General features: G+C 66.1%; 8 protein-coding genes. 2 read left to right on the top strand and 6 right to left on the bottom strand.

All coding sequences use genetic code 11. The features are described 5' to 3' along the window. Positions 1-35: 35 nt before the first annotated feature. Entirely contained in the window at positions 36-671 is a 636-nt protein-coding gene (locus AC06E9_RS06810) for a LuxR C-terminal-related transcriptional regulator (RefSeq protein WP_478055764.1), read from the bottom strand. A 247-nt stretch (positions 672-918) separates the two neighbouring features. Here AC06E9_RS06810 and AC06E9_RS06805 point away from each other — a divergent pair, with 247 nt between their 5' ends. Both AC06E9_RS06805 and AC06E9_RS06800 read left to right on the top strand, forming a co-directional pair. After that, positions 919-3,303 (top strand): ATP-binding protein, encoded by a 2,385-nt coding sequence (locus AC06E9_RS06805; RefSeq protein WP_478055763.1) that lies wholly within the window; start codon positions 919-921, stop codon positions 3,301-3,303. Positions 3,304-3,705: 402 nt separating this feature from the next. Next, entirely contained in the window at positions 3,706-4,482 is a 777-nt protein-coding gene (locus AC06E9_RS06800; RefSeq protein WP_461769888.1) for a hypothetical protein, read from the top strand. Between the two features lie 80 nt (positions 4,483-4,562). On the opposite strand, the gene AC06E9_RS06795 is transcribed toward AC06E9_RS06800, so the two are convergent. The 5 genes from AC06E9_RS06795 to AC06E9_RS06775 form a co-directional block, all read right to left on the bottom strand. Beyond that, positions 4,563-5,183, bottom strand: coding sequence for a hypothetical protein (locus AC06E9_RS06795; RefSeq protein ID WP_478055762.1), 621 nt, complete (start codon positions 5,181-5,183; stop codon positions 4,563-4,565). Positions 5,184-5,535: 352 nt separating this feature from the next. Next, a complete protein-coding gene (locus tag AC06E9_RS06790; RefSeq protein WP_478055761.1) occupies positions 5,536-10,635 on the bottom strand; it encodes an ESPR-type extended signal peptide-containing protein in 5,100 nt (1,699 codons plus the stop codon). 137 nt (positions 10,636-10,772) lie between these two features. Then, positions 10,773-11,489 (bottom strand): pilus assembly protein, encoded by a 717-nt coding sequence (locus AC06E9_RS06785; protein ID WP_259259935.1) that lies wholly within the window; start codon positions 11,487-11,489, stop codon positions 10,773-10,775. Between the two features lie 23 nt (positions 11,490-11,512). Further along, positions 11,513-12,625, bottom strand: a complete 1,113-nt coding sequence (locus AC06E9_RS06780) for a CfaE/CblD family pilus tip adhesin (RefSeq protein WP_478055760.1) — start codon at positions 12,623-12,625, stop codon at positions 11,513-11,515. A gap of 17 nt (positions 12,626-12,642) precedes the next feature. Next, entirely contained in the window at positions 12,643-15,309 is a 2,667-nt protein-coding gene (locus AC06E9_RS06775) for a TcfC E-set like domain-containing protein (RefSeq protein ID WP_478055759.1), read from the bottom strand. Positions 15,310-15,360: the final 51 nt, after the last annotated feature.

Here is a 15,360-nt window from a genome sequence, read left to right as displayed (position 1 = left end):
CTGCAATTGTTCAGCCTGGCGCCGTTTCCATTCAGTCAGCGATCTGTTGGATGCGCACGCAGTAAATCGAAAAGCTCTCTGTCATTGGCAGCGCCTAACTTACGCATCCCCGTGCGCTTCTGCCGACTCACCGTGCTGACGGTTTTGGCCTGACATCCGGCGATCTCGCTGACCGAGTTGCCCTTGGCGATCAGCGCCAATACCTGCCGCTCGCATCGCGACAACGCCGACAAAGGGGGTTGCCGCGGTGCGTCCTGTTCCAAGGTGCGTTCCGCCCAGCCGTCATGCACATAGCGGCGCCCGGCAATGACGGATGTCATTGCGTCCAGATAAACCGCCAGCGGCGCGCGGCGCTGCACGATGGCCGATGCCCCGGCGTCCAGCAGGTTCGCCAACCCGTCGGCGTGGGCGCTGTCGGTCAACACCATGACCGCCGCGCTGGTCTGCCCACGCACAGCACCGATCATATCCACTGCCTCCGCACCCTGACGGATGCAGGCAGGCAGATCGAGGATCACCAACTCGGGCTCATCCTCCCCGACCCGCTCGCGGAATGCCGACCAGCTGCCGGCATCGTCGACCACCCGGCACGCCGGCACGCTGCCGAGCAGGCAACAAAGGGAAAACACAGTGAGCGGGTGGTCACTGATGACCACAATGCGTGTTGCCATGGAGTGTCCATTCCCTCTGGGCGCTGACGCCAGCCCCGTCCTTCGATCACCATGACGAATCGGGAACCGCATCGCCATGCAAGCACTATGAAAACCGGGTTCATATGAACGCCGGGAGGCGACGGGTATGGCTTTGTGACGCGGCCTGCGGAGACGCCATGCTGGGTGGAACTTTCGTACTTGTTGCATACCCCGCCGTGCGATGCCGGCGTATCTGTGGGGGATATTTTTGTCGGATGACTGGTGCATGGACCCGCGTGCTTCCTCCCCTTTGCGCACCACCGGCCGGCGACAAAGCCCGTGGCGCGTGGCATGGCTCACGGCCACCTTCGCTATCGCCGGCAGCCTGCTCTGGCTGGTCCTGTCCTCCCCGACGGCACAGCGCACGCCCTTCAGCCTGGCCATCGGCCCGCAGATGGCCAGCCAGCACGGCCTGGCCGGGGATGCCGCGCAAGGCGGGCCCGGTGCCTATCTGGAGGCAGTCGAGGCGCTGTCCGGGCTCACGCTGAAGCTGGTCACCGCGCCCTCCATCGAGCGTGCAGTCCTGCTGCTGCACAACGGGCAGGTGGACGGAATGGCCTTCTCCCTGCCCTCCACCGCCAAGATGCTGCCCGACACCGCCGCGGTCTCGCCCTCCTTCTACAGCGGCACCACGGTCATGGTGACGCGCCCGACAGCGGCCTTTCGCGCGCTGTCGGCGATGAGCGGGATGCGCGTGGGCGTGATCGGCCATGGGGAGTATCGCGGCTATCTGGCTGAGCACTTCCCCGGTATCGACGTGTATCCCCTGCCCAGCGTCGATGCGATGCTCGAGGCGGTGGACAGCGGTGGCATCGACGCCGCGCTCGGTGTGGATGCCGTGCTGGCGCCGCTGGCGCGCAAGCGCTTCGGCGAGCGGCTGGAGGTGCATCTGGTTTCGGATGGCCCACCGGTGGAGATGCGGGTGGCCTCGCTGCCGCAGCGCGCCGGCGAGATTGCCATGGCGCACCAGACCTTCCTGTCGCTGCCGTTGGATACCCGCCAGGACATCCTGGAGCGCTGGTTGAACACGCTGTACCGCTCTCCACCCACACTGCGGGCGGTGCTGTCCCACTACCGCGTGCCTATCACACTACTCGGCCTGTTCCTGCTGGCGTTCCTGCTGGCCGTCGCCCAGTCGCAGCGCAATGCGCGCTCACTGGCCTCACGCCAGGCCAGTGCAGCGCGCATCCTGACCCTGGTCAATCATGAAGTCCGCAACGGCGCGGCCTCGGTCATTTCAGCCATCGATCTGCTGGAGGCCGAGGCGGACCCGGACGAACGCAACCGGCTGTTCCAATCGGCCCGGTCGGCTGCCGATGCGCTGAAGCACACCCTGACCAACGCGTTGGAGTTCATGTTCCGTGATGCGCCCGAGCATGCCGATGCCGCTTTCCTGCACAACGCCCACGGCATCGTGGCCGAATGCCTCTCGGCGATGCGGCCGCTGGCCCGCTGCAAGGGGCTTCACCTGGTGCTGCAGATGGACGGTGAGGCTACGCTGCAGGCGCGTTGCGATGCGCGCGCCCTGCACCATATCGCCAGCAACCTGATTTCCAACGCCATCAAGTTCAGTGACCACGGCGAGGTGACGATCGGGCTCTGCTTCTTGCCTGGCGTCGGTAACACCGGAACGGTCGTGCTTCGCGTGACCGATGTCGGCCCCGGGATTCCAGCCCACGACATGGCACGCATCTTCGAGCCTTTCAGCGCCACCCGCACCGGCCAGCTCAAACACGGCGCCGGCATCGGACTCTCCCTGTGCCGACGTATCGCGCGCGCGCACGGGGGGAACGTGACCGTCTCCAGCCGGCCAGGATCGGGTGCGACCTTCGTGGCCACGCTACGCGGGCAACTCGGCGATACCGCGCCGGAGATGACCTCGCCCCTTCTCCGGGCCTCTGCACCCCAGGTGGCCTGCGCACTGGTGATCGAGGATCAACCCGCGATCGCCAACATCATGGTCCGCCGGCTGCGCGGGCTGGGGTTCGAGACGGTCATCGCCAGCTCCGGTGCCGCGGCGATCCGCCTCATGAATCAAGAGGGGCCGTTCGGCATCATCACCGTGGATGGCGACCTGATGGACGCCGATGGCAGCGATATCGCCCAGGAGATCCGCGCGATCGAACGCCGCCACGATTGGCCGCCCGCAAGGCTGCTGTCTGTCTCCGCCGCCACCGACGTGATGGACCGCGCGGCCTACCGCCGCGCCGGGGTCGATGTCTATCTTGGCAAGCCCATCGACTGGGTCGCCTTCGATGCCGCCAGCGGCGCACCGGTGCGTGATGCGAAGGCGCCCGTCGTGCCCGTACAGCAAGGCGTGAGCGTGATGGAAATCTACCATCACCAGATGCAGCTCGACCGGACCGGGCTGGAGGTTTCGATCCGTGTGCAGAACTGGCGCGGTGCGCTGGCCATGGCGCACCGCATGCAGGGCGCGGCCTCGATGGTGGGCGACGTGGACACCGTGCCCACCCTGTGCGAACTGCAGCGCTGCCTGAAAGCGCATGCCATCAACGGCGACCCCGCCGATGCGCAGGTCTGGGCACTGGTGGCCAGTCTCAGCCCGGCCCCGGCCGATGGCGTGGACGGCGTGCCTCCGAGCAGCAACTGAAGCACGGTCACGAAACGGTGCTCGCGCTCAAAGGCCTCGGTCATCTCGGCATGGATATCCACGATCTCCCACAGCGCGGTGCTGTAGTGATTGACGTCGGCGAAGCCGCCGCCCTCGCCTTGCAGCGCGAGCAGTGATTCCTCGGCGGTTGTAGGTATTCAGGCCGGCGGTGTTCATCGCACCGGCTCACTGCCGCGGCCTTCCAGGGTGTCGATCTGGCCCTGCAGGTTCTTCTGCACTTCCTACAGCTGGGCGACGGTTATCGCCTCCCACGCGCTTATCACCGGCGTGCCCTCTTCAACAGGATGCTGCCGTGCGCAGGACGCGCCTGGCGCTGGCTTGCGTTGCTCGGCACCGCTAACCTGTCTGTCACGTCCAGCCGTGGCAGCCCAAGGAAGAGGGATGAACACACCATTGCCGCTCGCGGCACCATCAGCAGGCACTCATCGCCCGCAAATGCGTGCGTTGTATGATCAACTAGCCACGCATCTTGGCTTCCCGGCTGAAAAACTGCCCACGCTCGTGTTCGACCGGCCAGGCCTGGCTTCTGCGAAAGCAACCTTCAACATGCAGGCCCGCAGGATCACCATCGGCCAAGCCTGTGAACGCGAGTTCGTCCAGTGGGGAGCATACCCGTTCCAGCTGACAGTGGCCCACGAGCTCACCCATGCCGTTCTCTACGAGGCCGGCTATGGCGCCACTGGACATGCGGACGCATTCCTCGCTGTTTATGGGCTCGTGCTGGGCAAGATGGACATCAACCTTGTTGAACTCGAGATGGAACGCTGTGCCACGCAGAATTGGCCGGCTGACGTACCACCTTCGTTGCGCCGTTTGCATCTCAGACGTGCACGCCACGTACTGAGCCATCTAGAAACGTACGGCCAGCAGCAGTCGCCCTGGCCGTTGCTGTCGGAAGCAAAGGACGCCTTGGCCTATGCCCGGCAGCATTTTTACGGGGGCAGCGTCTGGTGGACTGACCGCTGGACTGACTATCTAACCGACCACGGAAAGCGTGGCGCAGCAAATCTGATCCCCGCCGTAAAAAGGGGCGCCGGCGGTGTCGTCTTGGTACTGGCCGTCTGGTTGTTCCGGTATCCGCTGATGAACCGAAGAGGTCCAATGCGATCGCGATATGACACTTGCCTGATGAGTCTGACGCGGCCAAGCCGCCGATAGCTCACCCTTCGCGCCTCTCGAGGCGCATGCCCTGCCACGCATACACAAAAGGCAGACGGGCACCGGGACCCCTTTGGCTATCAGAACAGGCGGCGCTGCAGCAGTTGCAGCACGGCCACTGCCCGGTGCTGGTGATAGTAGCGGCTGGAAAGATCGGCATGGATGCCGACGATGTCCCACAGCGTATCGCGGTACGCATGCACGTCCTGGATGTGGCACACCTCATGGCCATGCGGACCGCCCCAGTCTGGCTGGGCCGCGCTGCGCCACACCGCATCGGTACTGTGCTCGCGCACCGCCCCCAGCATCGCAACATACGCATCCACCTCACGGCAGTGCAGCTCGCCGCATTCGTCCAGCGCCAGGATCAGGGCTGCGATGTCCTGCAGCAGTCTCTGCTGGTAGCGCAACGCGGCCGGCTCCAGCAGCACACCACGGACCTGCTGTATTCGGTGAGCCCCGGGGCCCGCGCCCTCCGCGGTGCCTGGCCTCGCGACGCGCTGGTGAAAGCGGAGCACCTCCGGCCCTTCGTAACTTGCCTGCGCGCGCTTGCGGATGCGGTCGTCCAGCGCCAGCATCCAGACGTGCGCGGCCTCGGGAGTCACCTGCAGCCTGGGGGCGGACAGCAGTGTCCAACCGGCCCATGCACCGGCAAGGGCGATGGCGAACGACACCACACGCAGTGCGACACGGTGGGCCACTCTCCCGCCCCCGGAGCCGGGCCGCCCAGCCCCGGCCAAGGCGCGTCCAGACGCCTGCGAAGCGATCATAGGCCGGCCTCCCCAACGGTTGCCACGGCCACTCCCCGGGTGCGATCACTCATTCACGCGCCTCCAGCGCAAGGGGCATCGCGCGGACTGCGCGCGCCTCACCATCACGCTAATGGCACCCCTCACCCGACTTCCATACAACACCAATGAAAAATGGCCGCGCCACGCCGCATGAAAAAGGCGCGGCCCGCCAGAAGCGAACCGCGCCAGATCAAGCGCCCTTACCGGCTGCCCAGTCATACCGACCCGGGCAGCCTATACAAGCCGCAGGGCTACGTGCCGCTTACCAGCCGATACCCACGCCCACACCGACGGTCTTCTCACCGCTGTTGGTGAAGGCGCCATTGAGGCTGAAGGTGGCCGAGCCACGTTCGTTCATCACCCGCTGGTAGCCCACCGCCAGAGCCGATTCGCCATCGGAATGGCCCACACCCGCGCCGAGGCGGTTGTAGGTATTCAGGCCGGCGGTGTTCATCGCCATCGCACTCTGTGCACTGCTCATCGCCGCCATCCGGTTGAAGCGCTTGTCCATGCCATCCAGGCGCTTGTTCAAGCCTTCCACCGCCAGATCGGTGTACTCGTTGGACTGCGTGAGCACATCATTGAGCTGGCGGACATTGACCGCATCGGTATCGGCGGTGCCCTTGGCCACGTGGCGGATGCTGCGCTCCTTGCCTTCACTGCCCACGGCGACAGCGTTGTCCCCATCGGCCTTGACCACCGGCTCGGGCGTGTCGACCTTGGCGACCGGGGTGTCCACCGGCGTTTCCACCGGCGTACCCATCCGGGCCATCATCGCGACCGGCTCACTGCCGCGGCCTTCCAGCGTATCGATCTGGCCCTGCAGGTTCTTCTGCACCTCATACAGCTGGCCACCGTTGACCGCATCGCGGCTGCCAGAGGCGATCAGACCGTTGGCCACATTGCCCAGCACCATGCCGTGGGCACCGCCCAGGTTCAGGCGGCCGGGGCCGTCGGTGCGGGTGCTGGTCTCCTCCTGGAACAGGCGGTTGACCTGGCTGCCCAGGGCATCCATATCGGCCTGCGTGGTGACAACGGCGGCGTCCAATGCAAGCAATGCCGTACCGACGTTGTCGTAGGTGCCACCGCTCAGGACATACTCGGGGGCCGTGATCGCGCCGGTGGCGTCAACGCTGGCGCCGCCGCCGAGACCATCCAGCGCACCGTTGAGCTGGGCGACGGTTGTCGCGTTATCGTCGGCGATGCCAGCGCCGAGGTTGACGATCCGGCGCTTGAGGTTGGAGTTGCCGATTGACAGGCTATTGGATTCGGTCGCAATGGACGCATAACCGAGCGCCACACTACTTTGAGCCCCAACTCGGACTTCACTTGCGGTCCCCAATGCGACACCATTTTGTACGGCAACCTGAGAAAGAGTACCCAGCGCGAAGCCGCCAGCAGATCCAGCATGTACGTGTGCAGCACGCCCGAGCGCAACTGAATTGTCACCAGCGGCTTTTGCAAAGCTCCCCAAAGCGGTTGCGCCCTCGCCATCAACCGCTGCCTCGGTTCCAGTGCCGATTGCAACACCGCCCCAACCAGCGCGGGCCGCTTCGCTGTATTCGTCTGAACCCACCGCTACGTAGCGTTGCTGGTCCTCAAGATAACCAACACGTGCATTGGTGGCAAACAACTGCCCCCCGTTCACCGCTTCCCTGCTGTCGGCCCGGCCGATGTCCCCCGCCGCCAGGCCGCTGATCCGGGCGTTACCCAGATCCACCACGGTGCGCTCTTTGTTGAACATCACCGCGTAGTCCAGATCTGCCGTCGCTGCATCAAGGTCGGTGCGCAGCGTGGCGATGCTGCTGCGGTTATCGCCGATAAGCCGGGTGTTGCCGGCCACCACCTCCTGCTGGTTCTTGACCACTTCATTGGTGGCGAACAGCTGGCTACCGGTCACAGCGTCCGTGCTGGTGGCGCTAAGCGCACCATCGGTCACACCGGACACCGTGCGGGTCAGGTCGCCCTGGTTACGCACATCCAGCGTACGGCCGGTGTTCTGCGCACCCAAGCGGACATTGCCCGCAGCCGAGGCCTGGCTGACAAGGCTGTTGGCCAGGTCCGCACCGGTCTGCGCCTTGCTGGCAGCCGTGGCCGCGGCGGTCGCCGTGGTCTGCGCCGCGGTGGCCTTGTTGTCGGCAGCGGTCACGTTGGTGTTGGTGGTATGCAGCTGTTTGCCGGTCACCGCTTCCGTGCTGGTGGCGCTCAGCGCACCGTCGCTCACGCCCGTCAGCGTGCGGCTCTGATTGTCCTTGTTCCGTACATCCAGGCGTACGCCTTCGTTACCGATACCCAAGCGCACCGTACCGGTAGACGATGCCTCGGTAATAAGGCTCTGGACCTTTGCCGCGTTGGTGGAGATGGTCTGATTGGTCGCGTTCAACTGCTTGCCGGTCACCGCCTCGGTGCTGGTGGCGCTCAGTGCACCATCGGTCACACCGGACACCGTGCGGGTCAGGTCGCCCTGGTTACGCACATCCAGCGTACGGCCGGTGTTTTGCGCGCCCAAGCGCACATTGCCCGTGCCCGAGACCTGGCTGACCAGGCTGTTGGCCAGGTCCGCACCGGTCTGCGCCTTGCTGGCCGCCGTGGCCGCGGCGGTGGCGGTGGTTTGCGCTGCAACGGCCTTGTTGTCCGCGGCGGTCACCTTGCCGTCGGTGGCGTGCAGCTGCTTGCCGGTCACCGCTTCCGTGCTGGTAGCGCTCAGCGCACCGTCAGTTACACCCGACACCGTGCGGGTCAGGCCGCCCTGGTTACGCACATCCAGCGTACGGCCGGTGTTCTGCGCACCCAAGCGCACATTGCCCGTGGCCGAGACCTGGCTGACCAGGCTGTTGGCCAGGTCCGCACCGGTCTGCGCCTTGTTGGCCGCCGTGGCAGCCGCGGTGGCGGTGGTCTGCGCCGCAACGGCCTTGTTGTCTGCGGCGGTTACGTTGGTGTTGGTGGCACTGAGCTGATTGCCGGTCACCGCCTCACTACTGCCGGCCGCCACCAGGCCGTCGCCCACGTTGACGATCTTGCGCTTCAGGGTCGCGTTGCCAACCGAGATCGCATTGGCCACGGTGGCTACCGATTCAGTACCCAGCGCAACGGCCTTGCTCGCGTTCTCGTCCACCTTCGCACCGCGGCCCAAGGCCATGCCCGCTGCGGAGGTGGCAGCAACCGATGCACGGTCGCCGAACGCCAGCGAGTGTTGCGCCGCAGCGCTGGAGACAGAGCCGATGGCTACCGCGCTTGAGCCACTGGCCGCGGCCTGATAGCCGACCGCAGTGGCGTAGCTATTGGTCGAAGAGGCCTGTGCTCCCATGGCCATTGCATTGGCCTGTGAGGCACTGGCTGCCTGTCCCAGCGCCACGGCGCCGGAGGTCATGGCCTTGGTGCCCGCGCCGAGAGCAACCGCCGAGGAGCCAGCACCTTCAGCGCCGGTGCCCAGTGCAGTGGCATTGGCCCCGGAGGCCTTTGCGTGGATGCCTACGCCAGTGGCATTGAGACCGGTGGCGACAGCGTCCTTGCCCAAGGCAGTCTGCGCGCTGGTCAGCTTGGCAACGGCGTTGTTGGCCGTGGTGCTTGCCGTCGTGGCGGTGGTCTGCGCTGCGGTGGCCTTGTTGTCGGCGGCGGCAACCCTGCCGTCTGTGGCGTGCAGCTGCTTGCCGGTCACCGCCTCGGTGCTGGCTGCACTGAGCACGCCATCGGCCACATTGACGATCTTGCGTTGCTGGCTCGCGCTACCAACCGACACCGTGTTGGCTACCGTAGCAACGGAACCGTGACCCAATGCGATCGCGCTGGCACCGCTTGCCTTGGCATTATGGCCCAGCGCCACGGTGTAGTCAGCGCTGCCGGTGGCGGACCGGCCAATGGCTGTCACGCCAGCCCCGGAGGCCAGCGCTTCATACCCGATCGCGGTGGATGTGTTGCCGGTGACCTTGGCGCGGTGCCCAATGGCAACGGCGTATTGGTGATCGGCGTGTGATTCAGTGCCGATTGCCACCGACGAGGCATCGCCGCTGGCCTTGGCATCCGTACCGAGTGCAATGGCGTTCAGACGCCCGCTGGCAGCGCTACGTGTGCCGATGGCCGTGCCGCGGGTGCCGGTCGCGGCGGCGCCCTCGCCCAGCTCGACTCTCGTGCTGGCCAGCTTTGCCAAGGCTGTATTGGCGGTGGTGGTGGCCAAGTCCGCACCGGTCTGCGCCTTGTTGGCGGCCGTGGCCGCGGCGGTGGCGGTGGTCTGCGCCGCAACGGCCTTGTTGTCGACGGCGGTCACCTTGCCGTCTGTGGCGTGCAGCTGCTTGCCGGTCACCGCTTCCGTGCTGGTGGCGCTCAGCGCACCGTCGCTCACGCCCGTCAGCGTGCGGCTCTGATTGTCCTTGTTCCGTACATCCAGGCGTACGCCTTCGTTACCGATACCTACGCGCACCGTGCCGGTAGACGATGCCTCGGTAATAAGGCTCTGGACCTTGGCCGCGTTGGTGGAGATGGTTTGATTGGTCGCGTTCAACTGTTTGCCAGTGACAGCCTCGGTGCTGCTGGCAGTCAGCGCGCCATCGGCCACATTGACGATCTTGCGCTTCAGCGTCGCGTTGCCGACCGACACTGTGTTGGCCGCCGTAGCGCTCGAGGTACTCCCCAAAGCCACCGAATTTGTCGCCGCGGCTGCGACCTCGGCGCGGTTGCCGAGGCTGACGGCACTGCTGGCTGCCCCTTTGGCGAGGGTGCCGATGGCCACGCTGTTCGCGCCTGTGGCGGTCGCCGAGTAACCCATGGCGTTGCTGTACGTGCCGGATGCTACAGCTTTATTACCAATCGCCACGTCGGCAGTGCCCGTGGCGGAGGCCGAGTAGCCAACCGCCAACGCAAAGTGGGACGCCCGCGCCTTCGCACCCAACGCAGTGGCCCCTATACCATCGGCATTGGCACCGAAACCAAAGGCACTGCCATCGGGCCCGTTCACCACCACCTGGTTCCCGTATGCCGTCGAATAGCCGCCGCTCACCGCGGAGCGCGAGCCGAGCACGATGGAATGATCGCCGCTCAGCGTCGCGTTTTTGTAGGAAGAATCGGAGGTGAGCGCAGTCTGATTGTGGACATTGAGGATGCCCGCGACGGCTCGTGGTGCGACGCCCTGCGCTGCGAACGGCGACATCACGGCTTCCGGCACCACGGTGAACCGCAGCTGCTCTTCGGCATCGTCCGCAGCAACATCGTTCGCAGCCATGACCGGAAGCGAAAGCACCAGCGCAACGGCGGCGGTTGCCACGGCGCGTGCGCCGCTGGCGCGCTTGCCGCGGCCCTTGGTGTGCTCGCTGGCGACCATCCAGCAGCCAAGGGCTGTGTTCCAGATGAGGCGGTAAATGTGGTTCACGCTGAAGTACTCCATGGGTCAAGAAAAGAAAAAGGCAAAGCGTTGCCGTCCACGGCGGTGCCGCGGTAGCAGAAGGGAAGCGAGCAGATACCCGGCCGCGCCGTTTGCGGCGGCGACCGGAATACAGCGCGGCCGTCTTAGGGCGTGAGCACCTGGTGGTGGTCCCGATACCCCTGGTAGCTCAGGCGATAGGACACGGTGATCTGCGAGGTGCCAGCGGGATCGAACGGCAGCGCCATGCGCGCACCCGGATACACGCTGCGTTCCACGGCGTGCTCGGTGCATTGCGTCGCGGCCGTACACGCCCGGATGCTGGTCACGCCCAGGCGGACGTTGCCGACGTTGTGCAGTTCGCCCCCATCAATACGCATGTCCGGTACGGGCTGGGCCGGGATGACGTGGACCAGTGCGCCCCAGACCAGGCTGACGCCGACGTTGGCGACCGGGTTGTCCGGCTCTTGCTCGGCACTCTCTTCGCGCGGCGGCGGGACACCCTCGAAATACACCCGGTACGGCGTTTCCTGCTGGACCGATGCCAACGGAATGACCCGGACCAGCCGGTTGCCGCCCCCGGCGAGCACGAACTTGCCGGGGGTGACCGCCACGCCATCGCGGTGGCCGGGTGCAAGTTCGACCTCGGTTTCTTCTTCGGTGCCCGGATGCTCGAGGCGCAGCACCCGGGTCTGCACGTACTGGGTGCGGCTGGTCTGCGAATGCGCCCGGATCTGCCCGGTATGGCCATCGTGCACCGGCAGGCGCATGGGGTGCACGCTCAGGTTGGCATTTGCGGGCGCGGCCAATGCGGCCGCCGCCAGGAAAAGGAGGGCCTGCAGGCGAGCGATGGGGCTGTTCATTACGGTGTCTCGTTGGGGGGCCATCAGGGCGTGCCCGTGGGAACGTTCAGGACGATGGTCAAATTGCCTTGGTAGTAGCCTTCGGTTTTGGACGAGGCATCCACGCGCGGCACCTCCAGGGTCAGCGGCGTGGGCACGCAGTACACCGGCAGCGCCATGCCCGGCAGCACTACCAGGCGCAGCTCCGCACTATCGATGCCATTCAAGGGCTCCAGCCGTCCGTTCTGCATCTGGATCGGCACGCCGGCATGGCGCAGGGTGACGGTGTAATCCAGCCGGTCGCGTTCGTCGCTGCCGATGGCCGCCGCATTCCAGACCGAGAACCGTTCGGGCGGGCGCCCGGGCGCGGGCCGGCCCGTATCGGTGACGCTTATTTCCAGGTACGGGCTTTGTGAGCCGAGGCCGTCGTAAAGGCACATATCCAGATCGCGCCGACCGGACAACGAGGGCGTGCTGACGGGGTTGTACTTCACGTTGAGCCCGACATGCGGGGTGGCCTGGTCGTACTGGGGGAAGTAGATGCTGACGCGGTCGTGGTCGGTGATGGTGAGATCGAAGGTGAAGGTATAGCTTGCCAAGCGCCCGCCCTCTCTCTGCAGCGTGAGCTCAAGCGTGGCGTCCCACCGGCCCGCTACAAGCTTGGCAAACTCGCTCGAAGGAAGCGTGATTTCTGCGCCTGTTCCAACTGGCTTATCGACGACGCACACCGCCGACGTTGACGAGGACAAGGGGTAGCGTGCCGGTTGCCACCAGTCGCGAAAGCAGTTTTGTGTGCGTTCGATGCGAGACAAATGGCCACGTACCGAAAGCTCAACGGTCAAACCACTCCGACGCTCCCGGAAGCGGAGCGGAATCTCACTGCCACTTCCCACCGGCTCGCCCGTGTCCGCCGTGGGGCATCGGCCGTGACTTGGGTCAGAATTGGATCTACAGACCATGTACACGCCGCCGTACCCATCGCCTTCCGCATAGCTGTGCGCAAGGATCGTTCGGGCCGGAAAGAGAATCTGATCCCCTGGCATCACGCTCCGGTCGTAAGTGAGTGCGATGCGCTCATGCTTGTCCGATGGGCTGACTTCCGGCGGGCGCTGCGCTTTTGCCGGCAGTGCTGTGCCAACCAGAATGCTCAGCGCCATGATCCAATCCAGCGCCCTCATGGCTGCGCCCCCGCCACCGAAGGCAGCTGCTCGCCCAGCGCCTGCTCGCGCAGCAACCGCTGCACCCGCGCCTGCTGCTGGATCTTCGACGGTAGCCGGTCAACGGCCAATGGCTGGCAGCGCACCGCGCCCACCATGAACACCACGCTGCGGCGCTCACGTACCTGCAGGGGGCACTCCATCAGGCGGTTTTCCTGCAGCAGATACAGGGTCTTTTCGCGCTGCGGGAAATCGGCGATGAAGCCGCCGTCATTTCCCAGCGAAGGCAACGGCGCGTTGAGGATGCGTGCGCCGTGGAGGGCGACGCCCTCATCGTCGTGGGCGCTGCCGATGAAGGTGTAGGTCAGGTCAAGTTCGATGGGCATCATCCAGAGTTTTCCAGGTGGCAGGAACAGGGACTGGCCACTGCCCTGCCCCTCCACGCGCACGGCGGCGGCAACGTCGTGCGCGCTGACGTCCTGCACTTCGGCACGGGTGAGGGTGTAGCTGCTCAGCGGCAGCAGGCGGCGCTGGCCGAAGCGCAGCGTCTGGCGGCGTGCACCGGCCACGCGCACCTCGGCCGCGTGGCCGTTGAGTTCGATGTCTTCGGGGTTGTCCACCTGCACGGCGACCCCTGCACCGCTGCCGTACTCACTGCCCCAGAACAGCCCGCCCCGGCTCAACGCGAAGGAGGAGGTATGTGTGGCGGTGTAGCTGGTTTCCCCTTGGTCGCGGCTGCGGTAGTGCGAGGCGGTGGCGGCGGTGGCGCCGTAATCATCCTGCTGGCGCACGCTGGCGCTGGCACTGTTCTGTCCGTTGCTGCGGCCATTGAACTCGCCGCCCAGCTCGCGGTAACCGGTGCCCCACTCCCAGCGGCGGGTACGGCCGATGCGATAGCCGGTGCGCGGTTGCTCCTCGCGGCCGTGCTGCAGGTCCAGCCCAACGCGGTCCTGGCGGGTGGTCATCGGTGTGCGGACCACGCGGGATACGGCCAGGTTGACGTACACCCCGTTGTCGCGGCGGGGGCCCTGGCTGGCGCCGGTGTGCTGGGTGAATGCGCCGGTGCGCGTGGCCAGGCTCATGCCCCGCCACTGGAAGCTGCGGCTGTAGTTGGCCTGCAGCGTGCGGGTGAGCTGGCCTTCGCGGTCTCCCGGGCGCCACGGCGCACCGGGCGGCAGGCCGCCCTCGAACCACGGCAGCAGGTTCTGCTCGCGGCCCAGCGTGTAGGTGGTACGGCGGGTATAGCCGAAATAGAGGTTGCCGCCCGCCAACGGGGTGGACAGCGAGGCACTGAGCGCATCGCTGCAGCCCAGGGATTCGGGGTTGATGTAGTTGCCATTGCAGGCCCCACCACGCATGCGCTGGTGATAGACCGTGCCCGACACACGATGGCGGTACGTTGCCTGCTGCTGCAGGCCGCGGCTGCCGTCATCGCCGCGCAGCATCGCGCTGCTGCCGGTGAATTCATGGGTGCCCAACGCCTTGCGGCCCTCCAGGCGGAGCTCGCCGTAGGCGATGTTGTCAACGATGGCCGAGCCCACGGTCATGGCCAGGTTGGGGTGCAGCGGCAGGCGCAGGCCGGCCTGCAGCGCGCCGCGGTGATCGCGCTCATCGTGCGTGATCAGCCGCCCGCCCTGCACGAACCATTGCCTGCTGTCCTCATCCCAGGTGGCACCGGATTTACTGAACGGCGCGTCTTCGGTGCGCACCAGTACGCCATCTTCAAAGATGCGCAGGTTGACCAGATAGCTGCCGGTCGGAAACCGCGTGGTGTCCAGATCATTGATGCCGCTGTCCAGGTAGAAGCTCTGCAGCAGGCGCTGCCCATCGTAGGCATCCACGCGTGCGTTGCGGCTGAGCAGCACGGTCAGCGGGCTGCCCTGCCCGATCACCGCCCGGTCCAGATAGGCTTGGGTGGTGCCGAAGCGGACCCCCTCGAAGCGGTCCAGCGGCAGCATGCTGAAAGCGAAATTGCCGCCCTCGGCGCTGGAGAGGTTGCGGCGGTCCATGCGGCCCACCTGCACATAGTGCTTGCGCGCCAGATCATTGCGCAGGTACAGGTCATTGAAGGACAACGTATCGCGGCTGCCACGGCCGCGCTGCTGCTGCCGGTTGTAGGTCCAGTCCACGCCGATGTGTCCGTCGCGGAACACCCCCAGCATGCCGGTGCCCATCGCCGAGAGGCTCATGTAGCCGCTGCCACCACTGATGTTGAACATCTGCTGGTGCAGCAGGGCGTTCTGCGCGGCCTCGTTGGGGCGGTGGTAGCGGTCACGCACCGGGCTTGCCGACGGCAGCCACTGGCGTGCCGGGAAGAGATTCAGTACGCCTTCGTTTTCATCGTGGATCACCCCGATGCTGGTCGGGTCATCGGTGGGCGCCAGGTAGCCGCAGCCACTGTCCGGCGCCACGTTGTCGCAGGCGAGGTGACCATTGCGCGGCAGCGTGGCCGACAGTGCCGGCACGAGTGCGGCCTTGGCCTCCTCACTGAGCTCCAGCGCGGTCAGCACCGGCTCCGGATCCAGCAGGCGCACGCCGTCGGGCGTGACGAACACCGGCCAGACGCCTGCCGAGCGCCCCATCAAACGGACGTCGAGCTGTTCGGTCTGGCCGGCCACAAGGTCCTCGAATCCGGCGGGCACCGGGCGCGCGCCCGCAGCGGCGCAGGCGAGCACGGCAGCCATGGCCATGGCGAGGCGGGAACAGGATAGGTAAGGAGTGTGCATGGCAGGTAG

It is taken from the genome of Stenotrophomonas sp. Steno-Z10-BAI (assembly GCF_056393115.1).
Note: the sequence above shows the minus strand (reverse complement) of the source record. Positions and strands in the feature narration are given on the sequence as shown.